Origin of the sequence: Rhodococcus sp. BP-241, from assembly GCF_019836145.1 — a bacterium.
GTDB lineage: Bacteria > Actinomycetota > Actinomycetes > Mycobacteriales > Mycobacteriaceae > Rhodococcoides.
In genome coordinates, this window is the sequence record NZ_JABUEI010000008.1 from 175640 (window position 1) to 199586 (window position 23947).

Genomic DNA, 23947 nt, shown 5'->3' on the forward strand with positions numbered 1-23947 from the left:
TCCTTTCAGGATGGACTAAAGGTTGGGTGCGCTAAGACGAGCGGTTCTTCCACCGGGCGTGCGCTGCCTTGCGAGCCGGGTTGGTCGACGCCGGCGCGTCCTCGTCCGGGAGCTTCAACTGCCGCAGAAGGCCCGCCAGACACGCTCTGTGCTGCCGCAACTCCGAGATCAGGGGGTTGATGACCGGTTGGCCCATCGAGCCCTTCACGACCATCTGAGCGCCCCGGCTCTCAGAGCGCAGATCCTCGATCAGATCCGCCTCACGGCACGAGTCCTCCAAGACCCGCAGCTCGTCCGGACGCAGCATGTACGTGCCGGCGATCTCCTCCCACATCCGCGCACCAGAAGCTTCCAGGTCGGCGGGAGTCACGATCGTCGTGGGCTTCGAGGTCATGTCGTGGCCTTCCAGGGGGCTGAAAAACGAGGGATCGTGCATGCAGGATCGGAGGTGCTATGCGTCCCGCCTTCCCCCTGGTGTTGGTCGAGAGGGGGTGGCCAGGGGGGTGCCTCTGTCCCAGCCCGCCGGCGTGTGCCCGAGGTGGCGCCGGCGGACCGAGGTGTTCCCGGCAGGGACGTGGAGGAGAGGCGGCCTCTGTACCGCTCTGCCACACGCCATGAGTGGGTGAGCGGTGTCCCTGCCGGGAAGTGTGGGGTCAGTGCAGTCCGCGGTCTGCGCCTCGGGCTGCGGTGACGTGTTCGGGTCGGCGGAAGGCTCGCGCTCGGGGGTCGTACACGAGCGCGGTGTCGGCGTCGGGGCGTCCGTGGTTCCAGGGCTTGGCTGCTGCGGCTGCCTGTGCGGCGATGGTCGCGTACTGCTCGCGGGTTGCCCGCTGCTCGTCGAGGGCTTTGCGTTCGGGTGTGGCGTCGTCGTCGCTGCCGAGGACCCCGTTGATGGCGTCGTCGAGCACTGAGGTTGCGGACTGCCCTGTCTCTGCCCGGTGAGCCCCGTCCTTCACGATCTGGCGGTAGGCCCGCTCGGCTTCCTTGTCGGTGATGGTGCGGTGCTCGAGCTTGTCTCCGAAGTCGCGGTCGCGGTTCGCCACGCGGATGGTGGTGTCGAGCTCCCGCTGAGCGGTGGATGAGGCGAGGGCTTCGAGCCAGGCACGGTCGCGGTCGTGGAGCGGTTGGAACTTGGTGTCGACGGCGATGCTGCGTCCGTTGACGTTGATGGTGGGGACGCGGTCGCGGTCGGGGGTGTCCCGTCGCTCGGCGAGTTCGCGGCCGGCGTCGATCGCGGCGGCGAGGGTGGAGCTGGCGTTGTTGCTGGTGGCCATGGCGGACCTCTTTCAGTGTTCGGCGGGACGGGTGTCCGGCCGGGGGTGTGGTGCTCGGCTTCGTGCGTCGGCGATGACGGCGTAGAAGTCGTCGTCGTCGAGGTGTGCGAGGTAGTCCTCGACTGCTGTTCGGGTCATGGGTGGGAGCAGTTCTGCTGCGGTCATCGCTGTGTCCTTCCTGCGGGTGGTCATCGGCCACCGAACGCCATAGCGGCCTTCTGCTGTTCGAGCTGGTGCTTGCGGAATGCCTCATCGATGCTCGAGACGTGGAAGTGGGTGTGCTGTTCCACAACCCCCCGCGCCTGATCGACGACGGTGCTCGATGCCGGTGGCGACGCAGATCCGTAGTTGGCCGATGCACTGGGTGCAGCCGCCGCGAACGCAGCCTGGGTGTCCATCGCCGCCTGCAGGTACCGGTTGTTCGTCAGATCCAACGGGGTTCCCGAGATGCCGAGGATCTCCGGGATGGCCGACTTGACGATGCCGCCGACCTGCTCCCCGTACTTCATGAACCGCTGTCGTGCGTACTCGTTTGGGTCGACGACACCCCCGTTGGCGAACTTCCCCAGGTTCTTGTTGAACCCGTCGAACAACTGCCACTGGGTGTTGGTGAGAACGGCCTCGGGTTTGCCTGAGGTGTTCCACCCGATGGTGTTGTCCTTGAAGATGCCGCCGTTGTCGTAGCCGGCGCCAGTCAACGCTGCGACACCGCGACCACCGAACTTCGGGTCACGGAGCAGGTAGTTCAGCGACGCCCGGATGTTGTCCTCCGCGTTCCAGATGTCCTCGTGACCGGGGTCCTTGTACGACTGGAACGTGGGGTCGATGACCTGCGCGATGCCCTTGGATGGGGTGCCGGCCACAGCGTTGGAGTCGGTGAGGTTGATGGCGTTCGGGTTGAACGTCGACTCGCGCTGCAACTGGTACAGGTACTTGTCGACGTACTTCCGGTCGATGCCCTTCTCGTCGAAGAGCCGCTCGACGAGGGGTCGGTACTGATCTGCCGTGCCGATGAGAGGACCACCGGGAGCAGTGCCGGATCCGTCGGTGGTGCCGGCGACCTTCGACCGCACGTACTCCACAGCTTTGTTCTTCAGCTCGTCGTACGCCGCACGCGGCAACTGCCCGAACTTCGATGGCCCGAAGTCCGGGATCTGCGAACCCAACGCGTTGAGGGGCTTCTCGAACAGTCCCGCCACCTGGTCGGCGACACGGTTACGGACCGCGCCGAGGATCCCACCACCACCGACAGAACCGCCGGCGTCGGAGACGACACCACCTTCGACTCCTTCGAGGGAGCGATCAGCGGCGATGTGGACGTGGTCGTAGTGACCGGGAAGGTCGTCCGCGTACACCTGGTTGCGGAGCTGGTCCTGGTCGGTGATCGAGTTGCCACCCACGTTGTACAGCAGCGGTCCCGGTCCCCAGATGACCTGTGCGAGTTTGTTACCGAGGGTTCCGACAGCCCAGTCCGCGACCTGCTGCATCGGGCCGCCGACGTCGATGGCCTGGCCCTTGCCGTGGTATCCGGAGTGACCGGGGCGCAGCGCGGAGTTGAGGGTGGCGTTGGGGAATGCACCCGACACCGCGTTCCACAGCGACTCGTCGACGACACCACCGAACGCGAAGTTCGCGTCCCGCTGCATCTTCCGCACCCCGGCGACGCCCTGAGTACGGGCGACCTTGTTGGCGGTGTTGATGTAGTTCGGCCCCATCGCCCGCTGCCACTCCGGGCGCATGACAGCCTCACCGCCGGACACACCGATGGTGTACGGGTCACGGCCCGGCGTGTAACCGGGGATGATGCCACCGGTGGCGAACTTGGGGGTGACGCCGGCGCCCTTGCCTGCCTCCGGTGTCTCGATGCGGGCCACACCGTCCCAGGGGGACAGTCCGGGGATGACCGCGGCGACTGCGTTCCAGGCGTTCTTGAGGGTGCCGTTGATGACGTTGTCGATGATCCAGTTGATAGGTGTCGCAGCGAGGTCCTTGAGCTCCGACCACTTCCGGCCGATGCCGTCAACGATGTTCCCGAAGAACGTCTGCACACCCGACAAAGCGGTGGTGAGACCGGGGAATGCGGTGTCGACCATCGTGGAGATGACCGACCCGATGCCGGATCCGAGACTGTCCCAGGACAGGCCCATGTCGCTGAGCTTCTGTGCCGCATCGTCGCGGAGTTCACCGACCTTGGCTTTGCCCACGTCGATCAGTCCGCCGACTCCGGTCGTGACTGCTGACACTTTGTCCTGCAGCGACTGCCACGCACCGGACGCCTTCACCGTGAGGTCACCGACGAACGAGAGGGCCAAGCCGGCACCCTCGACGGCGAGGGCGCCCATCTGAGAGCGCATCTGCTCCCCGAACGCGGTGATCTCGTCAGTCCAGGACTGCGGGATTATCTGCCGGGCGATGGCGCCGCCGATGGCGTTGGGTCCTCCAGCGTTGCCGGCGTAGGGCTGTGTGACGTCGACCTTGGGGATGCCGGTGGAGACGACGGGAATCAGCGGGGCGAGCTGCCCGGCGAGCGCGCTGGCCTGTCGGATGAGGTCGAGGATCTGGTTCGTCGTGTTGCGAACGTCCTCGAAGAACGTGCGCATCTTCTGCTGTCCCTCTTCGGATCCGAGGAATTCGTTCCATCGGTCGAGGGTGGCGGAGATGCCGTCGAGCATTCCCTTGCCGGTCTCGTCAGAGCCGCGGAAGATGTTGCGTACCAGTTCAATCACCTGGCCGCCGATGTGGATGAAGTCCTTCAGTGCGTCGATCGACTCGCGGATGAAGTCGCGGATCTTGTTCTGCCCGGACTCCGATTCGGTGAACTCACGAAACTCCTGCATCACGTTCGAGAACGAATCACCGAAACCAGGCAGGAACTCCGACCCGATCGCGGCGATGTTCGTCAGCGAACCCCACAGGTCGTTCAACCCATCAAGGAGAGGGCCAATGGCCTGCCGGGTGTTCTCGAAGATCTTCGTCCAGTCGAGGGCGGAGGACTCGGAACTGAGATCCGCCAGGGAACGACGCAGGCCACCGTTGATCTCGGTGGCGATGCCGCCCAGTCCGGTTCGGAGGGTGGGGAAATACCGATCGGCGAGCTCGGTGATCGAGGTGCCCAGTCCGTCGAAGAGGTTGTCCTGGATCTCGAGGCGTAGGTCCTTCCAGGCGCCGCCCAGGTTGCGGGTCTGCTCGACGAAGTCTCTGGCGTTGGGGGCGAGGTTCGCGAGAGCCTCGGAGTACTTGTCGGCTGCGGTGGCTGCCCCGGTGGTAGCAGATGCTGCCGCGTTCTGTGCGTCGGTGAGTGCCGTCTGCGCGTCGAGCACTGCTGTTTGAGCGTCGACGACGGACTGGCGGGCGTCGACGACCCGCAGATCAGCGTCCGCCACAGCTTCCTGCGCCTGCACCACCTGCTGCGAACCGTCGACGCCGGCCTTGTTCGCCGCGTCCGTCTCCGCTTTCAAGTCGGCGTTGCGCTCACGCACCTCCTCGATGCGCTGCTTCGCCTGATCGACCCCGAGAACGGCCTCGTCGAAGTCGAGCATCGTGACGGGCTGACCGTCCTTGCCCAACTCAGCCAACCGCTGCTGCGCACGACGAAGGGAGAGCTCCGCGTCGCGCTCGTCGAGGCTGGACCCCTTCAGCGCGAGGTTCAGGTCCTCGATCTGCTCCTGGGCGTCCTTGCGGGCCTGCGTGAGGTCTTCCTGCGCACGCTGAGACTGCTTCTGGGCGTCCGCCACACCACGCTCAGCGCGGGTGACACCTGCCTGGGCGTCGGTGACACCGCGGGCTGCGGACTCGACCTGCTTGGCTGCGGAGGCTTGCACTTTCGATGCCGCCGCGGCATCCGTCGAGGCTGCCTCGGCAGCCTTCGACCCTGCCGAGAATGCGTCGAACACACCGGTGGAACCGATGACGACGGTAGCGAGGCTGGATGCGGCCGCCGCGCCCGCTGCCGGGAGAAGCGCAATGACCCCGGCAGCCTTGGCCAGCTGACCGACGAGCGGGATCAGGTTGACCGAAGCGAGTCCCAGGAGCGCGGCTTTGGCGAGTCCGGCTGCGGGAACGATGGACTTCGCTCCTCCGGCAACGGACCGCAGTCCCGATCCCGCACCTCCTGCGCCGGCCGAGCCGCCGATACCGTCGGCCGCGGCGCGCAGAGCGGCAATGCGGGCCAATGCTGCGGTGATGTCGAGGTCGAGTGAGGCGGTGAGGCCTCGACCCATCTCGGCCCGAAACGCGCCCATCTGCGCTCGGGCTCGAGTGAGATCGAGATCCACCGGCACCGTGACGGCGTGTCCACTGTGCGCGCCGGTGAATGATCGGAGCTCGCTGTTGAAGCCCGAGAAGTCCGGCTTGACCTGGACTCCGATGGACGCCCGGTAGCGGCCGAGGCCTTGTTCGAGCTTGGGTCGGAACTTCTCGAAGTCCGGGGTGATCATCACCGGTGCGTCGACACGCTCGGCCCGGATGAGGGTCTTGACCTTGCGGTGGAACCCCGTCAGATCGGGGACGATGGGGAGCTTCGCGCTGCTCACCGTGTAACTGACGGCCAATGGGACCTCCGGGTAGGTCTAAGCTGCCGCCTCCGAATCCCGGTACGCGACAACAATTCTCCGATCGAACGTCCACGTGTTCCCAGGCCGTGAACGCTGACCGTCCAGGGATCGTGCGATCCTTTGGACGTTTCTGCGGGTGCATCCGAGGATCTCGGATGCCTCCGCTGTGTCAATGAGATACGTTGCCGGAACAGAGGTCACGACGACGTCGCGGCTTCGTTCGTGCTGGCCCTGGGCGTTCGCCGCTTCCATGACCGAGATCAATTCGCGCTCACCGGGTGAAGGCCGTCGGCCGTCGCGCTCCAGCTTGGTGAGACCGATCGCGGCGAGGATGAAGGCGGCTCGAAGCGCGTCCCCCTGGAGCAGGACTGCCGACCCGAAGCGCTGCAACGGCGGGTTAGTCATCGGTACCCCGCGCCGCAACGCGTCCGATGTAGGAGTTGATGCACCCCATGCCGTACTCAGACGCAAGGGTAGGGAACAACGTCTGCGACAGCACAGCTTGTGCGAACACGAGGTGCACCAGCCGTCCCCGTTCGACGGCTTCCTCCACCACCGCGTCGATGCCGGTGGCGTCCCGTCGGCCAGCGTGCTGCAGGATCGCCGCGGCGCGGCGGGTGTCGTCGTCCGAGATGACGTCGAATGCTCTGCTGTTCATGATTCCTCCAGGGTTGGTGTGTCGGTTGTGCGGCGGCGGGCGGCGGGAACTCGTCCGCCGATGACGTGAGCGAGCGGATAGGAGAACTGACCCGACCACGCTCGGCAGGGGGCCAGCTCCGGGCAGACACTGCAGATGCGAGCGGCAACAGCATGGCGCTCAGCGGCCTCCGTCCGGGTCTCCCCGGCCTCGAAGTCACACCCGTCGAACAGGTGGTGCTGTCCGCGGCACAGTGCTCCCGGTAGTGACGGGGCCTCGGCGAGAGCGGCGGCGAAGTCCGCCCATGTGGCACTCACGAGGCTTCTCGTTCGCGCCACGTGCGCATCGCTCGGGCGGCTCGGTCCTTCCGCCACTGCAACCGTTCTCGTGCTTCGTCGACGGTCCTGGGCGGCGGGTCGAGCGCTTCGATCTCTTTGACGTCTGCGGCGGGGGCGTTCTCGTCCTCGTTGCGTTCATCAGCGTTCGGTGCGATGACCCGGTACACAAGCTGGTCGTCGTCGAGGGCGGTCAGCGTGAAAGTGCCGGCCACCGGCTCGTGGTCGCCGACCGGGCTGAACTGTCGGACACCACCGTGTCGGTCCTTGTTGATCGTCAGAACCGCGGACCCGCCCTTGCCGGGAGTGAACGGGACCTTGACCTTCACTCGCAGCGAGACCCCACCGATCGCTCGACGCTTGGCTGCGGTACCGCCGGGTCCCTGGGAGCGCGAGTCGGATCCCTTGGCGAGGTGGTCGATTGCCAAGACGGCGGCGCCGGTGCGAGCGAGCGGCTTGAGGACCTTGGTGTGTACAGCGGTGAACTCATCGGCGGAGTTGCTGTTCGACCCGAAGAGAGGGAGCAGTTCTCCGATGGAGTCGATGACGGCGACAGTCGGCTTGAACTTCTTCATGTCCTCGACGACCTGAATGAGCTCGAGTCGGTCTTCTGGTTCGGTGTACCGGAACCGGCTGGGGTCCCTCAGCGCCGCGAGTGGTGCTCCGAGGCTGAGCAATCTCCTGACAGTGGCGGGCGCCCCGTTGTGGTCGAGGTCGATGACGATGCACCGACCGCTGTCGATCAGCGATTCGACGGCCGCGGCAAGGCAGACGAAAGTCTTGCCCGACTCGGGGTCGCCGAAGATGAGATTGACCTGACCCTCGTAGGTGATGGCGTTGCCATCGGTCCTACGGAGAACCGTCGGACGAGGCGGTTCCGGTAGTTCCCCGTCGAGCAGGGCTGCGATGTCGACGTAGGGGCTGGTTCCCGGTTCCCGCACATAGGGTGCGGAACCGGGAACTAACGAAAGCCCCTGGTCGCTCGGTTCCGGGTCGGTTCCGGGAACTGCGGAACTAGATGCGGTTCCCGAGGTATCGACGGCGGTTCCCGGTTCCCGACCCCCTATGCGGGAACCGGGAACCGTGGTCCCGTCAGTGGGCCGGCCAGCCCGTGTTCGGCGGCGTTCGCGCCGAGGTCCGGACATGTGTGAGACATCGGCGGGTGTCGGGTACGGCTTGGCGTCCATCAGGCGCTCACCCGCACCACGGTTCGTCGAGCCGACCGCATGCACGTGTCGACCTCGTGCTCGGGCAGGCCAGTACCGAGCGCGGCATCTCGAATCCCGTCGACGAGGGACTGCTCCCCTCCACGTTCGTAGGCGCGGCAGAAGGCCCAGAAGGTGAGTGCGTTGCGTCCACCCCCGTGCGCGGAGGCGACCTTGTCCACGAGTCCGTTCGAGCGGCGCTGTGGGCTGACAACTGTGGGTTGCGGTACGTAGGTGGATGCTTCGACAAGCGGGAGCAGCTCTTGTGGAAGCGGCGCGATGTCGGCGTCGACCTCTACTCGGTACAACTCACCGGTCTCGGGATGTACCCCCCCGGGCATTACCGTGTATCCGGTTTGCCACGTTTTGATGTCGATGCCGTTGTGATGGGCAACCTTCCCCCTGAGTGGTCCCCAGTGCTCGAAATAAGCATGTCGCCCACCCGAACCAGTGCGCACCAACAGGGTCCGTACAGACAGGTTCAGAGCGTCAAGATCGCCCCCATTGCGGGGGTCCTCGTCGAGCACGACGACGCCGGCCCGGATTCCTCCCCAGTTCGCGTGCGGATACCGCCGCGCCTGCGCTGCGATGACGTCACGGTCGGCAGAGAACGAGTGAAACCCACCTGGCAGAAACGCTCGCTTGCCGTTCAGGGGGCCGATCGCGAAGCCACGATCAAGCATGCCGCAGGGGATCACGCCGCACTCCCGTCCTGCGCACGCTTGGCGCATCGGGGTCCGAGGTGCCTGCGAATGGACACGGGGTTTACGAGCCACGCACCGCACGCAGTGCATTGCGACGCGAGCCGGAAAGTTCCGCTGCGGAGCGCAGCGTTCAAGAGCCTGTCAGCAGGGTCGACGACCTTTTCGAACTGCTCGTCGGGGTCGATCGGAGGTATCATGTAATTGGTTCCTTTCGAGGTCGTGCGGCGGGGCTCCGGGATGGCGGAGCCCCGCCGTTGTGCTGTGCCTCAGTGCTTTTCGCGGTACCAGCCGAACCCGGCGAGCATCAGGACGAAGTTCTCGGTCAGGACGACGACGGAGAGTGCGAACTCTGTTGTGGTCATTTCAGGGCCTCGATCGCGTTGTCCCATGCTTCGACCAACTTGGCCCGGAAGTTGAACTGCGGGGCCGCCTGATCGGCCACGTCGAGCAGTGGCGCAACGATGTGCCTCGTCATCAGCGACAGGGCGGCAGCGGTGATGTAGCCGATCTCGTCCGCGGACCTTCCGGCCATGAACTCATGCACCACGCCATCTACTGCGTCATCGTCCCCGGCAACCGCGGCCTGCTGGTACATCAATACGGTGGCATCGATGGTGATCTGATCGAGGTCGACGAACCCCGTCGGGACGCCGTTCTCGCCCACCAGCATGTAGTCCGCATCGTCGCTCACAGCGCCTCCCGGATCTCAGCGGCGGCGCGAACAGCGGCCTCGTCGCGACCGATGGCCTTTGTGCATGTCGGGGAGGTTGTCGGCGCCAACAACCTGGGCTGAGTCGCCAGAACAGACGCGACAGCGTCGACGAGGTCGACGGCCTCTTCAACGCTCAGCCTCACCGTTGTTGCACCCCAACGAATCCTGACTTCGGTACTCGTCCGGTTGGTCGTGACCTGCACGGGGTCAGTGTTCATGTCGTCCATCACGCTGAACATCACTCGCCACCCTGGCCGGCGGGATCACGTGCGACGTCGACGAGCAGCAGGAGGAGGTTGGCCACCTCCACGGCCTCCTTGAGGTCGAGGCGTACCAGGGAGTGACTGACGCGGCCCCTGACTGTCTCACCGTCCTCCTCGGATGGTCCGTCAGCCTTCAGCCAGCACTCGATCATCGGATCTCGGTCCTTCACCTGCTGCGCGAGCCGCACGATGTACTGGGCCGCTGCCAATCCGCCGTGACGCAGAGTCCCCGGTTCGCGGCGGAGATTGACGCTGTACTCCTCGCTGACGAACGCCCAGTGCGCCGGGAACTTCCATGTGTAGTCAGCGTCCGGGGTATGCCATACCGGGACTTCGACGTCGGGGTAGAGGGTGCTGAGGACCTCGTCGTTCTCGAAGAATGTGCGCTCCGAGTACTGCCGCTCCGAGATGCGCCCGTAGGGGCTCTTGGGGGACACCTTCGGGTGATCGTCGAGCCAGTCGCGCTCGAACTCGGTGAGGCCGGCGTCGAGATCGACCGGTTCCATACTGTCGGTGGTCTCAGCTATTGTGTCTCTCATCGGATCTCCTTGGTAGGGATGTTCTGGTTCAAGCCCTCGATGCCGGTTGCCGCCGGCTCGGGGGCGTTCTTTCTGAGATGCACCGGCGTCGTCACGCTGCCCCCGGCTGGTCTCCGAACTGGGCGTTCTCCCACGCGATGACGTCCGACATGCGGTAGCGCGCACGTCCGTTGAACTTGGCGAACTTCGGCCCCGTGCCTTGGCACGCCCACATCGCGATCGTCTTGTTTGCGATCCGCAGACGCTCCGCTACCTCCGGCCGTGTCAGCCAGTAGTCGCTGCTGATTTCCATCTCAACCTCCATCCGTTTCCGCACATCGCCGTGTGCCATTACAGAACACCACGGATTCTCCGATACCGCAAGCAGTCATGTGCGGAACGTGTCGGATAGGTGTCGTACGCTCCGTGGGTGACCGAGAAGATGACCGCGGACCAGGTGGTGGGACAACGGATTGCCGACCTCCGTCAGCAACGTGCCCTGAGGCAGGACGAGTTCTTGCTGATGCTGAAGGAAGCTGGACTCACATGGACGCGCTCAGTCCTGTCGAGGGTCGAGTCGGGGCTACGCCCCTTGCGCTGGACTGAGGGGATCTCGGTGGCGTCGGCATTGGGAGTGGACCCCAAGGAATTGTCAACTGAGCAAAACGCACTGTCCGAGCTGGAAAGAAAATCCCATCAGCTCAGAATCAAAAGAAACGAATCCCTGGCTGCGAAAAAGAACGCCGAAAGCGCAATAGCTGCGGCCAATAGCTTATTGTCTGTTCTAATTGCGACAATGGCCCTCAAGGCGGATGCTGCAGCCTCGTTTGTTGTTCACGCCAGCCCTGTTGTTTTCGTCGAGCGTTTGGGAAGTGCTCTGCGTGAGAACCCGTTCGACGAGTTCGGGCCGCTCAATTCAGCCGGCGAGGACCGCGACAAAGCGTATGGCTTGCTGGGGATCGTTGATCCGGACGTTGAGTGGTACCAAACGCACGACGGTCCCCCTGAAGATCCCGACTCAGCATTGATGGACGAATATCATGCCCAAGCGTCTGAATTCGAGGAGGTCTCGTTGTTGGGCCAGTTCGCAGAGAAATACCCAAATGTGCGTTTCTCTTACCACAATAATGCAGCGCATGTAGTTATCGACGGCATAACCTTTGAGGAACTCGATGGCAGGTAGGCCACCACTCCGCATCGGACAGCGCGGCCGCGTCAGTCGTCGCGACCTGGGCGGGGGAATCTGGCTCGCTCGGTGCCGCTTCCGCGATGACGACGGTGTCGTCCGCCTAGTCGAGCGGAGGACTCCGCCGGGGGTGAGAGATCAGCGCGGCCGCGTAGCCGAGGAGGCGCTTCTAGACGCCCTCGACGAACGTCGTCGGCCATCGACGGGTAACGACGTCACGGGGCGAACCCATGTCATAGCGTTGTGTCGGGTCTACGTCGACCGGTTGGCGGAGAAGAACCGATCGCCCGCGACCATCACCACCTACACCACTGCCGTGGACAAGCTCGAGAAGTTCCTCGCGGGTGTGCGCGTGGTTGAGGCGCGCGCGGGGAAGATCGACGGAGCTCTGCAGTTGATGAGTGCCGCTCACGGCGCCACGATGTCACGCCAGGCAAAGACGGTTCTCCGAGGTGCGCTCGGCCTTGCTGTCTTGGCCGATGTTCTCGACGCGAATCCCGTCAACGAAGTGGGTCGCATCGAATCGAGCCAGCCGGCGAAGGGTGCACCCAGTATCCCGACAGTGTCGCTGCCGAGCCTGTTACACGCCCTCCGTAACTCGGACTTCTGCGTGCAGCACGACCTCGTCGACCCGTTCACCCTGTTGCTGGGTACGGGCGTCCGGCGTTCCGAACTTCTCGCGATTCGCTGGGAGGACGTCGACGACGTGGCCCGCACCGTGTCGATCACCGGCAAGGTCGTCCGCGTGAAGGGGGAGGGGCTCGCCCGTCTGAGCACCACAAAGTCTGCCTCCGGACTGCGAACCCTCGTCCTGCCTCAGTTCGCGCTTGACATGCTGAAGGCGCGTGCCAAGGAGCCCAGCATCGGCAACCTCGGCGTGGTCTTCCCGTCGACGGTCGGGACTCTGCGGGATCCCAACAACATGGGGAAGCAGTGGCGGGCGGTACGTGACGAGCTCGGCCTGTCGGAAATCACGACACACTCGTTCCGGAAGACGCTCGCCACATTGATCGATGCCGAGGGTTTGTCCGCTCGTGTCGGAGCCGACCAGTTGGGACATCGGCAGGTGAGCATGACGCAGGACAAGTACTGGACCCGCGGCCGGCAGCACGTCGAGGTGGCCGACATGCTCGACAGGGCGACCGCAATAAGCGATGAATAAACGATGGCCCGGTTTCGAGAAACCGGGCCTGACGTGGGGCGGGCGGGGCTCGAACCCGCGACCAATGGATTATGAGTCCACGGCTCTAACCGACTGAGCTACCGCCCCCGGCGCTGACGCGCGCTCACGATACCTGGGCGGGATCAGCGACGGCGGCCGCGGGTACGCGTGCCGCATGACCGAACCGAACGGCGACTCGCCCGTGTCCGACGAACCCTCGACCTCCTCGGAGAGGCCCTACGACTCCTCGCGCGACCCCGACGCGGACCCGTCGGAACTGGACGACGCGGCCGGAACGCAGCCCGATCAGGCGGAGGGCTGACGTTCAGCTCGGTGTGAGCGTTCCGACTCGCAGCATCTCGAGGACGACGTCGGCGGGCTGGGGGCGGGCGTAGAGGTACCCCTGCGCTCGCGTGCACCCCAGTTCCAGCAACACGGCACGGGCGTCGACGTCCTCTAGCCCCTCCGCGATGAGGTCGAGGTCGTAGGCCCGAGCGAGGGCGGTGACGGCCTCGACGATCGCGCGGTCGTCCCTACTGGTCGCGAGGTGGGTGACGAACTCGCGATCGATCTTCACCGCGTCGACCGGCAACGTCTTGAGATGCGAGAGCGAGCTGTACCCGGTGCCGAAGTCGTCGATGGCCACGCGTACCCCGAGTGCACGGATGTCGCGCAGAGCCCGTGCGGCCAGGACGATGTCGTGGACCACCGCCACCTCGGTGATCTCGATGCACAGGTACTGCGGCTCGAGGGAGTACCGGGACAACGCCTCTCGTACGGTGTGCACGAAGTCGAGCGAGACCAACTGTGCGGGTGACACATTGACCCGCAGTGCGATGTCCAGTGTTCCCAACGTCGAGCGCCACGACGCGTACGTTCTGCACGCGGTGTGGAGAACCCACCGTCCGAGGTCGGTGGCCAGGTTGACGGCCTCGGCGATGGCGATGAACTCGACGGGCGGCAGCATGCCCCGCGTGGGATGCTGCCACCGCACCAGGGCCTCGACCGCGGTGATGCGGTCTGTCGTGAGGTCGATCTCGGGTTGGAAGTGCAGGAGCAACGACTCGCCCTCGATCGCTGCGCGCAGATGCAGCTCGATGTCGTTCTGCAACTCGTTGCGTTCGCGGATCTCGGAGCTGAACAGCGAGACCTGATTGCCCCCGGCCGTCTTGGCGGCCAGCGCAGCCTGGTCGGCGTCCGCGATCACCGAATCGACCGTACCGCTGCCGGGGATGCCCAGTGCGACACCGATACTGGCGGTCCGTGAGACGTACTCGCCCGCCATGTCGACCCGTGCGGTCACCACGGTGAGAATGCGGCAGGCCTCGGCGTACGCGTCGTCCTCGGTCATCGGACCGGGAAGAACGACCACGAACTCATCGCCGCCCCACCGTGCGAGAAGAGTGTCCGCGTCCGAATGCCGCTGCAGCCGTGCACCGACCGTGCGGAGGAACGTGTCACCGGCCGAGTGCCCCAGGAAATCGTTCAGGGCCTTGAGGCGATCGAGGTCGAAGTAGAGCACCGCGAATGCGTCACCGCCCCCGGCGAGTCGACCGGACAGCAGCTCCGAGACACCCCGCCGGTTGAGCAACCCCGTCAACGCGTCGTGCGTGGCGGCCCACCGCAGGTGCTCCTCGGCGTCGATCCGAGCCTGCAGTTGGGAGAAGAGGGTGGCGATCGCTTTCAGCGCCTCGACCTCCTCGTCGGACCACTCGCGGTCGCCCGACGCGACCAACCCCAGGGTTCCGGTCGTCGTGTCGCGGGTGACGAGCGGGACCGATGCCATCGAGATGCTCTGGTAACCCGAGGCGCTCTCGACGCGTCGGCGGTAGTCCTCCATGGCGGGATCGGGGCGGAAGAGCAGCGGCTCCTTGAGGTGCTCCGTCGCGGCGAACACGGGGTCGGCGTCACGAAAGGTGACGGTCCCCAGTGGGTCGGGATCAGGGACGTCGGTACGAGCGGGCCACTCCGCCACCATCACGGTGGCACGGCGTTGCGCGTCGTGATGCCGGAGATAGGCGGCGTCCACGTCGAAGTAGTCGACGAGATTCGAGAGGACCTTCTCGTAGCCCGCACCGACCGTGGCGGCGTTGACGCCGATCAGATGGGTCGCCACACGGGTCACCAGCACGTCGAAGCTCGGACGGCGCTCCAACGTCGGGTCTCCTCGCGTGGCTGCGGAGCGCTGGACTGCACTCGTTCAGCCGACTGTACCGCGAAGGGCGCCGTCAGCGAGGTCGACGCCGACTCCGAACGGCGGGAATTGCGCAGTGAGACAGTCGCAATACGAGGCCGACCGGTTTGTCTGGCGGCTGACCAGCGGTATCGAGGAAGCGGTGACGCAGTGCGCGTAGTCGCTCGGCGTAACGCGGGGACAGAGCGTCGAATTCGTGCTCCTCCGAGGCGTAGAGGAACACGGGAGACACGGGATGTACTGCCAGACCGTGCAACTCGGCCGTGATCCACGCACGCTCCACTGCACCGCCGGCGACGACGTGATCGCGGCCGGTGGTTCCCGGCGCGAACACGACGAGTACCGCGGACGTGGTCGCCATCCGATCGCGCGTGTCGTCGCCCAACGCCGTGCCGGTGTCCCAGTCCGCGAGAAGACGCATCACGTCGGGTCGTCGGGCGACGTCGAGCTTGACCAGGTCGGTGGCGTCGAGGGCCAGAGTGGCGACATCGATACCGGTGTCCGGGTCGTCGTCTCCGGGCCACCGCAGTTCGGACATCATCTCGGCGTGCAGCGTGGTGGTGAGGTAGCGGAGTCGGTCCGATTCCGCCAGGATCTCGCCGATCTCGGACAGCGCCGCCCGATCCGTGATCACGATCGCTGAGCCGTCCTCCGCTGCAGCCGCCGCGCGCAGGTCGCGCACGACCTCGTCGGCCAGTGCGGTCGGTGTGCCCGGATGACGGTTCGTCGAACGCCGCATCATGGCCTCGTGGAGGGGAGCGAGGGCAGTGTCCGGCCTTCGCGCCAGTGTCAGGTCGACGCGTACGCGACCGTCCCCCTCGTCGACGACGGTCGGCACCGCCGTGAGTCCGGCTCGGGCCGCGGCGACCCGAGTGTTGAACACCGCGGCGCCCAGGGCGATTCGGCTCCCGCGGTGCGCGACATCGAGACCGGTGGTGCGCAGAGGATCGAGCGTGATCGTGACGACGTCGTCGGACGTGGTCACGATCCACGGCTGAACGTTGCCGCCGGACGGTGCGCGCCGAGCGGCCTCCACCATCGAGTCCACGACCGAGGTCGGTGTCGTGGGCGCCGTCGTCGGTGCCGGCTCGTCGATGGGGTCCCGGGCGCTCTCGGTCGTTCCGAGGGTGTCGAGAGCGCCGTCGACGTCGACACGGGTGCGACCGGACGGTATGGAAAGGCCCAACACGATGCGCCGCACCACCGCTGCGACCGTCGCCCCTCCCAGAGCGACGTCGCTCCCTAGCTGCGGCCACGTCGAGATCGTGCGGTCGACTTCGACCATGGACGCGGCGAACCGCGCGGACACGTCGGATGCACCGAGGATCGACATGACGTGGGGTGCCTTGTCGCGCGTGCTGAGACCGCTGAGGGCGCCCGACGAGAGAGTGCCGACGGCGCCGTGGAAGATCGGACGATCGGGCTCGAGATCGAACCGTTCCACGTCGAGAAGTCCGCGGTCGCTGGTCTCCATGATCACCGGGATGCGATGCCGCTTGGCGGCTTCACGCAGCAGGACCTTCACGTCGAGGGAATCGCATTCCTCGACGACGATGTCGAGGCCGTCCAGGAAGTCGTCGACCGTGTCGGCGGTGATGCCGCGTGCTTCGACGCGCACGGACAGGTAAGGGTCCAGCTCGGCGATGCGCCGGGAGACGATGTCGGTCTTGCTCTCGCCCAGGTCGAGAACGGTCGACGGGATCCGGTTGAGGTTGGAGAGCTCCAACTCGTCGAAGTCGGCGACCCGCAATTCCCCGCACAGTCCCTCGAGGGCCAGGGTGTGCGCGACCGCGTGCCCCACGCTGAGACCCACGACGCCGATCTTCGCCGCGCCGAACCGGTCCTGCTCCTCGGCAGTGATCTTGTTGCGGTTGCGGTCGAGCCGGAGCCGCCGGAACCCGCGAGGCCCGAGAACGCGGACGAGCGTGCGGCGCCACGGATAGTGCACCCAGCGAGGGGATTCGTCCAGAACGTCGTCATCGGGCCGGGGGACCAGCGCGGACAGTCCCCGTGCCTGGGCGTCGAGTGTGTCGAGAACGACGGTCACACCGTCGCCGAGCAGAGACTCGACGACCGCTCGATCGTTCTCCGAGTGTGGATCGAGAACGAGTGCAGCAGAGCCTGTCAGCGCATCGGTCACGAGTCGCTCCTTCGTGTCGGGCCTATGTCGTTCCCGTGGACCAGGTGTGGACCAGTTGCGCTGCCGCGTCGTCGATCCGTCGAGCGTGATGCGCGTGAGCGGTCTCTCGGAACGTGTTCAGATCCCACCAGAGGGCCCTCGTGCTGTAGCGGTCGTCCGGATACGGCGTGGGGTCGATCGTATCGGCCACCACGGCCCCCGACTTCTGCCACATGGACACGGCATGGTCCGCAGCGGTGGAGAGTGCGAAACGCACCCCGAGCAACGAGCACGCCAGCGGTCCTGCGTGCGCGATCATGTCGACGAGACGTTTGTCGCGTGGCGCTGCACGATCCACCCAGCCCGATTTGAGCTCGATGACTCCCTCGCGGAGACGGTCGTTGACAGCGTCTCGCAAGACGTTCCGCGCCAACGGGTTCCGTTGCCACTCCAGGTCGGCGTGCGTCTGACGGGCGTGCTCGTACGGACCCTGGACGCGGATGCCGGCGAGCATGCGCCCGGACGCATCCAGGGCGCACAGAAAGATGGTCGTGTTCCGCCCGTCGCGGATGGTGTCGTACTCGAGGGCGACGGACACGTCGTGCCGCTCGTAACTGATGCGTGCACCTTCGAGGTAGCGACGCCACAGATCCGGGCGGGAGGTGGGGGAGGTGGCGACCACGGTGCACTCGAACACCGGATCGTCGTAGTACCCGAAGGCGTGTGTGGGGCGTGTGTGCGTGGTCGAGAGTGGCGGGGCCGTCATGGTCTGGCGCTCCTGTACTCGGGATGGTCGTCCACCGGGGTTCAGCGGTCGTGCCTCCGGCTCGACGAGTCAGGCCGCGGGGGCGACCGGTGTCGACTCGACGAGCAGGTATCGACGGTCCCCGACCTGTACCCGGGAGAGTTCGAGATCCACCTCGACGGCCCCACCGTCCTTGTGGACCAGCCGGAGCCGAGCGTCGGCCGAGCCGTCGAGGGCGGCATACGCCCGCGCGGTCGCATCGGCGAGGGCCTCGGTGTCGGCAGGATGGAGCACTGCGGACGATCCGAGCAGCGCGAGCTCGCCCGAGTCGTAGCCGAGCAGGTTGCTGCACGCGGAGTTGTAGAACGCGAGAGCGCCGGAGCCGTCGTGCAGCGTCGTCGCCCGGTCGGACCGCACGACTCGGTAGTACAGGGACGAGAGGTCAGGGGCAGCCGTGACCGGGCTCGCTGACGTATTCATCGATACCAGGTCCGACATGGGACCGATAGTGGCACAGTGACTTACGGTTCTGCCACGGTGCAACTGAGGCAAAACCGGTAAAGAGTCGGTTTTTATGTGTGATGTCATGAGTTGCAGGTCACTGCATTTTCGGATCAGATGTTGATCAGAATGCGCGGAAGATGCCTCGAGCTGCGAGTACGACACGCTGCATCGACCGGGTGGGGTGGTGACGGCCGTGCGGGGGCATCGGGCCGATCAGGGGATTTCAGGAGAAGTCATGGATCGGATGGAAGGTCGGACGAGTGTCCGGCGGCCCCTCAACACGCTCGTGTCCGAGTTGGCGACGCGGTTGCTCGGTGCCGACTCCGCGAACGTCGTCGAGGCGTACCGGGCGCTGCTCCGAGACCTGTCCACCGATTTCGGGATGGACACGTGCTTTCTCCGGCACAACGACGAGCGCATCGACGCGTCGATTCTCGTCGCGGAGTGGCCCCCGCGGCCCGTCGTTCCCGACCCGGATCCGTTGGGCGTCGTGTACTTCGACAGAGCGGATCCCGTGTTCGCCCGGTCGCGCAGCCAGACCGAGGTCGAGATCTACAGGCCGAGCGATCAGCCCGAGAACTACCGCGACCGGGTGAAGGACGCATCAGGGGTTCCGGCGACCACGATGGTCGCGGTACCCCTGGTCGGCGACGGCCGCACCCTGGGCGTCCTGGGTTTCGTTCGATTCGCCGACCGCGAGTGGACCGCGGAGGAGCTCGAGGCCGTCACTGCGGTCGGAGCGATGCTCGCCCAGGTGCAGAGGCGCGTGGCCGCGGAGAACGAACTGCGTCATACCGCGATGATCGACGAACTGACCGGGCTGATGAACCGTCACGGGCTGACCGAGCTGCTCGACGGGCGCGCCGCCGACGGCACCGCGGTGGGCGTGCTGTTCGTGGACATCGACCGGCTGGCCGCTCTCAACGACTTCCTCGGCCATCGCATGGGTGACGAGTTCCTGCGCACCGTCGCGGACCGCATCCGCCGCCGACTGCCGGACGGGGACGTGGTGGCGAGGCTCGGCGGGGACGAGTTCGTCGTCGTCCTCGGTGGTGCGCCCACGGCCGAGGACGGTGCGGAGCGTGCGGAGATGGTCCGGTCGGTGGTCGCCGAGCCGATGGTGGTGGGGGACGACAGGGTGACCCGCACCGCGAGTATCGGCGTGGCCGTGGGAACCGCGGATCCGTCGGAGATGCTGCGCCGGGCGGATCAGGCGGCGCTGCACGTGAAGTCGTCGGGTGGCAACGGCGTCGTCCTCTACTCGGACGAGATCGCGGCGACCAACGACCTGCGGACCGACGTCGAGCTGACGCTGGGCCATGCCATCTCTCACGACCGGTTGGTGCTGCACTTCCAACCCGAGGTGGACCTGCGTTCCGGTGAGATCACCGCAGTGGAAGCTCTCGTCCGCTGGCCGCATCCGACCCGCGGCATGCTCGGGCCCGACGTCTTCGTGCCCATCGCCGACGCGGCGAACCTCGCCCCGGAACTCGGGCGCTGGGTCATCGATGCGGCGTGCCGGGCGTATGTGAGCTGGCGGGACGCCACGGGTCGCACCGACCTGGTTCTGCGCGTGAACATCTCACCGGTCCACCTCGCCGTGCGCGACTTCGCGCAGGAGGTGGCGGACGTCCTGCGGACCCACGGGATCGACCCGGCCTGCTTCTGCCTGGAGCTGTCCGAGGTCGCGGTGGTGGATTCGGTGGCGCGATCGGGCGCAGCCCTCACCTCCCTGCGCGACAAGGGAATCAGGACGGCCATCGACCACTTCGGTGTCGGCTACTCGTCACTGCTGCATCTCAAGAGGTTGCCGCTCGACGTGCTCAAGATCGACAGGCACTTCACCGACGGGCTCGGCGTGGACGGCGACGATCGTGCGCTCGTCTCGGTCATGATCGGACTTGCTCGGTCACTCCGGCTCGACGTCGTCGCCAACGGAGTCGAGACGTCCACGGCGGCGCGCACTCTGGTCGAGCTGGGCTGCCACCGCGCGCAGGGTCACGCCATCTGTCCGCCCGTCGACGAACCCACCCTCCGCTCGCTGCTCGTCGACGGGACCCGGCTGCTCGACGTGTCCTGATCGTCGGTCCCGACGAGCCGGAGCGTCACCGGGACACCGTTGAGGACGGCATTTCCCGCGACGCCCTCGACGCGGTCCGGATCGGTGAGGTCGTTGACGCTCGGTCCGCGGACGTCGCGGGCCACCGTCAGTCGCACACCGTCGCGGTCATGCCCGAAACCGTGCGGGATGCTCACGACGCCGGGCATCACCGAGTCGCTCGCCGTCACCTCGATGCGCACGGAGCCGGCGGCGGACACGACCTCGACGGTGTCCCCGTCGGCGATGCCGAGACGGTCGAGATCGGCGGGATGTGCCAGCAGACCGTGGCGCGGCTTGCCCTTCACGAGACGCGGCGCGTTGTGCTACCACGAGTTGTTGCTGCGAACGTGGCGGCGCCCGATCAGGAGCAGTTCGCCGTCCGCGGACGGCGTCGCGGCGAGTAGAGCGCTCCGCAGTCTGTCGATGTCCGGGGTGATCACGTCGTGCATCAGACCGATACGCCGATCGCGGGTGAGCAGCTTGCCCGGTAGACCGGGACGCAGCGGACCGAGGTCGGTGCCGTGCGGGTTCTTACGAAGTGTCCGCAGAGTGACCCCGCGAGCGCGCAGCAGCAGGAGTTCGACCGTTCGGGCGGGGGACAGCCGAGTGCGCACCTCACGGACCACGGCCGCGGCGTTCACCCGACCCAGGGTCCGCGCACGCGTTCCGCGGCGGCGGACGGCGGCGTAGCGCAGACTCAGATCGCGGAAGATCTCCCAGTCGTGGCGCGCGTCGGCCTCTTTCGGCAGGACGGCCGGATTGAACTTGGCGGTGTTCCGCACCGCGAACGTCGAGAAGATCAGGTCGTAGTGGTCCCGCTCGAGGGCCACCGTGGACGGCAGGATGATGTCGGCGTGGCGTGAGGTCTCGTTGACGTAGATGTCGAAGGACACCATGAAGTCGAGCCCGGCGAACGCGTCGTCGAGTCGGGGGCCGCCCGGCATCGACAGCACCGGGTTGCCCGACGCCACGACCATGGCGCGGACGCGCCCGGGCCCGTCGGTGGTCATCTCGTCCACGAGGGTCGACGCCGGGAGCTCGCCACTGAACTCGGGCAGATCCCGTACCCGGCTGCGCCACTTGTCGAAATGACCGCGGCCGGTGATCTTGTTCGCGATCAGGTCGACGGCCGGATCGGTGAACAGCACGCCGCCGACCCGGTCGAGATTGCCGGTCAGGATGTTCAGGACGTGCACCGCCCACTGGCACACGGTGCCGAATTCCTGGGTGGAGACACCCATCCGGCCGTAGACCGCGGCCGATCCGGCACTCGCGAGATCGCGTGCCAGCGCGCGGATCACGTCGGCGTCGATACCGGTGAGAGGTGCCACGGCCTCGGGCGTGAACGCCGCCACCGCCTCGGTCACACCCTCGACGCCGTCGACGTACGGGGCGGGGGTAGCGGCGCCGTCGGCCAGGACGACGTGAACGAGCGCCAGCAGCAGATGAGCATCCGTGCCGGGACGGATGAAGTGGTGGGTGTCGGCGACGTCCGCCGTCTCGGTGCGCCTCGGGTCGATCACCACCATGCGCCCGCCCCGTGCGCGCAGTTCCTTCACCCGCTTCCCGAAATCGGGCACCGTCATCATGGATCCGTTCGACGCCATCGGGTTGGCGCCCAGGACGAGGAAGAAGTCGGTGTTGTCGATGTCGGCGATCGGCTGACGGAGCTGATGCCCGTAGAACAACATGTTGGTCAGCTGGTGCGGCAACTGGTCCAGCGACGTGGCGGAGTACCGGTTGCGGGTGCGCAGCATCGACAGGAACGGGATGCCGTGGGTCATGGCGCCGAGACTGTGCACGTTGGGGTTGCCCGCGTAGACACCCACGGCGTCGGCGCCGTGCTCGTCACGGATGGCGGACAGGCGTCGTGCCACGAGGTCCACCGCTTCGTCCCACCCGATCTCGCGCCACCCCGACTCGGTGCGCTGCAGCGGTCGGCGGACACGGTCGGGGTCGTTCAGGATGTCGACGAGCGCGGTCGCCTTGGGGCAGATGTGTCCGCGGGACAACGGATCCTTCTTGTCCCCGCGGACGGACTGCACACCCTCGTCGGTCACCGTGTACTCGAGTCCGCACATGGCCTCGCAGAGGGTGCAGGTGCCGTGGGCGGTGCGGGTGGTTCCAGCCGAGGTCATTCCACGCACGCTAGTCGCGTGTACCCGGACGCATCGAGATTCTGTGACGAGTGTGAACTACAGTCGGGCTCGTGGTCACCGGCAACGCATCCGAGATTCTGTCCTCACTCACCGACTGGCCGGTCCCGGCGGTGTCGGCCGCGGTGATCACCGACGGTCCCGACGTGGCCGCGCGGCACGGTGATCGGGACCGCGTGCAGGAACTGGCCTCGGTCACCAAGCTCCTCGTCGCCTACGCGGCGCTCGTCGCGGTGGAGGAGGGAGCCGTCGAGCTCGACGAGGCGGCGGGACCCGAAGGATCCACCGTCCGACACCTTCTCGCCCACACCTCGGGAGTCGCGTTCGACGACCGACGGCCCACCACGGCGCCGGGGACGAAACGCATCTACTCGAGCGCCGGCTTCGAGATCCTGGCGGAGCACGTGACCGAGCGTTCCGGCATCGAGTTCGGGGAGTACCTGTCCGCCGCCGTGCTCGAACCGTTGGGTATGACCTCGACCGAGCTGCACGGGTCGGCCGGCCACGGAGCCCGGTCCAATCTTCGCGACATGGAGGCGTTCGCGGCGGAACTGCTCGCACCGACGCTCGTCTCCGGCCAGACCGTCGACGAGGCGACGAGCGTGCAGTTCGAGGGACTCGGAGGCATCCTCCCCGGGTACGGGTCGCAGCGACCCAACGACTGGGGTCTGGGCTTCGAGCTCCGTGACCACAAGTCGCCGCACTGGACGGGGGAGACGAACTCGGCGCGCACGTTCGGGCACTTCGGGCAGTCGGGAACGTTCCTCTGGGTGGACCCCGAAGCCCGCGTCTCGTGCGTCGTGCTCGCCGACCGCGCCTTCGGGGACTGGGCCAAGCCGTTGTGGACCGCGTTGGGTGACACGGTGCTCGCGGGCGTGTGACCCGCCGCGACACGCCGCCGGAACCCACCCGACACACCGAACGACTGGTGTAACAGGGGTAACTCGAGGCACACTGGTAGAAGCCGTACATCAGCAGACGCGTCAGGCCGTTGGGGAAGACGTCCCTCGTCGAAGCTGGAGGCAACGGTGAACGCACTGAACCAATTCGCGGACTCGACCACGGGTGTCGTCTACATTCACTCGTCGCCGGCCGCGCTGTGCCCGCATGTCGAATGGGCGCTGTCCGATGCGCTCGACTGCCGAGCGAATCTCAAGTGGACCGCGCAGCCCGCATTCGACGGTCAACTGCGGGCCACCACCAACTGGACCGGCCCCGTGGGCACCGGCGCCCGGTTGGCCAGCGTGCTGCGCTCATGGCAGATGCTGCGTTTCGAGGTCACCGAGGACCCCAGTGAGGGTGTCGACGGTGAACGCTTCGCGCACGTGCCCGGCCTCGGCCTGTGGCACGGCGCCACCAGTGCCAACGGCGACGTCATGGTGGGCGAGCAGCGGCTGCGGTCGATCCTCGAACAGGGACGCGGCGACGTGTACGCGCAGCTGGATCACGTTCTCGGTACCGCCTGGGACGCGGAGCTCGAGCAGTTCCGTCTCGGTGGAGTCGGTGGAGAGGTCACCTGGCTCGCGAGTTAGTGGGCCTCCGGCCCCCGTGAGCCTTTTGCGCATCCAGGGATGCGCAA

Annotated in this window: 24 protein-coding genes, 1 tRNA gene and 1 pseudogene; 6 read left to right on the forward strand and 20 right to left on the reverse strand. The window is 66.4% G+C overall.

Going from position 1 to position 23947, the window contains the following annotated elements; genetic code table 11:
* Positions 1-31: 31 nt before the first annotated feature.
* The 13 genes from HQ308_RS16845 to HQ308_RS16905 form a co-directional block, all read right to left on the reverse strand.
* Positions 32-394, reverse strand: a complete 363-nt coding sequence (locus tag HQ308_RS16845; protein ID WP_222647261.1) for a hypothetical protein — start codon at positions 392-394, stop codon at positions 32-34.
* 259 nt (positions 395-653) lie between these two features.
* Positions 654-1274: a hypothetical protein gene (locus HQ308_RS16850; RefSeq protein WP_222647263.1), complete on the reverse strand. Its 621-nt coding sequence runs from the start codon at positions 1272-1274 to the stop codon at positions 654-656.
* 12 nt (positions 1275-1286) lie between these two features.
* Positions 1287-1439: a hypothetical protein gene (locus HQ308_RS16855; protein WP_222647265.1), complete on the reverse strand. Its 153-nt coding sequence runs from the start codon at positions 1437-1439 to the stop codon at positions 1287-1289.
* 23 nt (positions 1440-1462) lie between these two features.
* Positions 1463-5806: a transglycosylase SLT domain-containing protein gene (locus HQ308_RS23000; protein WP_308115799.1), complete on the reverse strand. Its 4344-nt coding sequence runs from the start codon at positions 5804-5806 to the stop codon at positions 1463-1465.
* A gap of 418 nt (positions 5807-6224) precedes the next feature.
* The gene (locus tag HQ308_RS16865) at positions 6225-6485 is read right to left on the reverse strand and encodes a hypothetical protein (RefSeq protein WP_222647267.1); all 261 of its coding nucleotides are present in this window, start codon (positions 6483-6485) and stop codon (positions 6225-6227) included.
* A complete protein-coding gene (locus HQ308_RS16870) occupies positions 6482-6781 on the reverse strand; it encodes a hypothetical protein (RefSeq protein WP_222647268.1) in 300 nt (99 codons plus the stop codon). The genes HQ308_RS16865 and HQ308_RS16870 overlap by 4 nt, the downstream gene beginning before the upstream one ends.
* Positions 6778-7740, reverse strand: coding sequence for an AAA family ATPase (locus HQ308_RS16875; protein ID WP_222647269.1), 963 nt, complete (start codon positions 7738-7740; stop codon positions 6778-6780). The genes HQ308_RS16870 and HQ308_RS16875 overlap by 4 nt, the downstream gene beginning before the upstream one ends.
* A 245-nt stretch (positions 7741-7985) precedes the next feature.
* Entirely contained in the window at positions 7986-8687 is a 702-nt protein-coding gene (locus HQ308_RS16880) for a bifunctional DNA primase/polymerase (protein ID WP_222647270.1), read from the reverse strand.
* Positions 8688-8698: 11 nt separating this feature from the next.
* Entirely contained in the window at positions 8699-8905 is a 207-nt protein-coding gene (locus HQ308_RS23090) for a DUF6011 domain-containing protein (protein ID WP_222647271.1), read from the reverse strand.
* 161 nt (positions 8906-9066) lie between these two features.
* Positions 9067-9399, reverse strand: a complete 333-nt coding sequence (locus HQ308_RS16890; RefSeq protein WP_222647272.1) for a hypothetical protein — start codon at positions 9397-9399, stop codon at positions 9067-9069.
* Positions 9396-9647 carry a hypothetical protein gene (locus HQ308_RS16895; protein WP_222647274.1) on the reverse strand — a complete coding sequence of 84 codons (252 nt, stop codon included), beginning with the start codon at positions 9645-9647 and terminating at the stop codon, positions 9396-9398. The genes HQ308_RS16890 and HQ308_RS16895 overlap by 4 nt, the downstream gene beginning before the upstream one ends.
* Before the next feature lie 11 nt (positions 9648-9658).
* On the reverse strand, positions 9659-10222 hold the full coding sequence (locus HQ308_RS16900; protein WP_222647276.1) for a hypothetical protein: 564 nt from the start codon (positions 10220-10222) through the stop codon (positions 9659-9661).
* Between the two features lie 91 nt (positions 10223-10313).
* A complete protein-coding gene (locus tag HQ308_RS16905; protein WP_261776210.1) occupies positions 10314-10514 on the reverse strand; it encodes an AlpA family transcriptional regulator in 201 nt (66 codons plus the stop codon).
* Between the two features lie 117 nt (positions 10515-10631).
* On the opposite strand from HQ308_RS16905, the gene HQ308_RS16910 reads away from it, so the two are divergent.
* Positions 10632-11384, forward strand: coding sequence for a helix-turn-helix domain-containing protein (locus HQ308_RS16910; protein ID WP_222647280.1), 753 nt, complete (start codon positions 10632-10634; stop codon positions 11382-11384).
* Positions 11385-11652: 268 nt separating this feature from the next.
* Positions 11653-12549 carry a site-specific integrase gene (locus HQ308_RS16915; RefSeq protein ID WP_261776211.1) on the forward strand — a complete coding sequence of 299 codons (897 nt, stop codon included), beginning with the start codon at positions 11653-11655 and terminating at the stop codon, positions 12547-12549.
* Between the two features lie 34 nt (positions 12550-12583).
* Here the strand turns inward: HQ308_RS16915 and HQ308_RS16920 are convergent.
* A tRNA-Ile gene (locus HQ308_RS16920) sits at positions 12584-12657 on the reverse strand.
* 67 nt (positions 12658-12724) lie between these two features.
* On the opposite strand from HQ308_RS16920, the gene HQ308_RS16925 reads away from it, so the two are divergent.
* Positions 12725-12871 carry a hypothetical protein gene (locus HQ308_RS16925; RefSeq protein WP_197027787.1) on the forward strand — a complete coding sequence of 49 codons (147 nt, stop codon included), beginning with the start codon at positions 12725-12727 and terminating at the stop codon, positions 12869-12871.
* A gap of 3 nt (positions 12872-12874) precedes the next feature.
* Here HQ308_RS16925 and HQ308_RS16930 read toward each other — a convergent pair whose 3' ends face one another.
* The 4 genes from HQ308_RS16930 to HQ308_RS16945 form a co-directional block, all read right to left on the reverse strand.
* On the reverse strand, positions 12875-14704 hold the full coding sequence (locus HQ308_RS16930) for a bifunctional diguanylate cyclase/phosphodiesterase (RefSeq protein WP_261776212.1): 1830 nt from the start codon (positions 14702-14704) through the stop codon (positions 12875-12877).
* Between the two features lie 73 nt (positions 14705-14777).
* Positions 14778-16883, reverse strand: coding sequence for an Rv1355c family protein (locus tag HQ308_RS16935; RefSeq protein WP_222647290.1), 2106 nt, complete (start codon positions 16881-16883; stop codon positions 14778-14780).
* A 22-nt stretch (positions 16884-16905) separates the two neighbouring features.
* Positions 16906-17628 carry a hypothetical protein gene (locus tag HQ308_RS16940; protein WP_051613357.1) on the reverse strand — a complete coding sequence of 241 codons (723 nt, stop codon included), beginning with the start codon at positions 17626-17628 and terminating at the stop codon, positions 16906-16908.
* Between the two features lie 69 nt (positions 17629-17697).
* A complete protein-coding gene (locus HQ308_RS16945) occupies positions 17698-18105 on the reverse strand; it encodes a PAS domain-containing protein (protein WP_222630450.1) in 408 nt (135 codons plus the stop codon).
* Positions 18106-18346: 241 nt separating this feature from the next.
* On the opposite strand from HQ308_RS16945, the gene HQ308_RS16950 reads away from it, so the two are divergent.
* On the forward strand, positions 18347-20191 hold the full coding sequence (locus HQ308_RS16950; protein WP_222647292.1) for a bifunctional diguanylate cyclase/phosphodiesterase: 1845 nt from the start codon (positions 18347-18349) through the stop codon (positions 20189-20191).
* Here HQ308_RS16950 and HQ308_RS22715 read toward each other — a convergent pair.
* Positions 20110-20520: pseudogene (locus tag HQ308_RS22715) on the reverse strand (molybdopterin dinucleotide binding domain-containing protein); the annotation flags it as partial. The gene HQ308_RS16950 and the pseudogene HQ308_RS22715 sit on opposite strands and share 82 nt — an antisense overlap.
* A 15-nt stretch (positions 20521-20535) precedes the next feature.
* Entirely contained in the window at positions 20536-22350 is a 1815-nt protein-coding gene (locus HQ308_RS16955) for a molybdopterin-dependent oxidoreductase (RefSeq protein WP_261776213.1), read from the reverse strand.
* Between the two features lie 71 nt (positions 22351-22421).
* Between HQ308_RS16955 and HQ308_RS16960 the strand changes: the two genes are divergently transcribed.
* Together HQ308_RS16960 and HQ308_RS16965 are read left to right on the forward strand one after the other, a co-directional pair.
* Positions 22422-23249, forward strand: coding sequence for a serine hydrolase (locus HQ308_RS16960; RefSeq protein WP_231476315.1), 828 nt, complete (start codon positions 22422-22424; stop codon positions 23247-23249).
* A gap of 147 nt (positions 23250-23396) precedes the next feature.
* Positions 23397-23900, forward strand: coding sequence for a DUF3145 domain-containing protein (locus tag HQ308_RS16965; protein ID WP_027505753.1), 504 nt, complete (start codon positions 23397-23399; stop codon positions 23898-23900).
* The last annotated feature ends 47 nt before the right edge of the window (positions 23901-23947 follow it).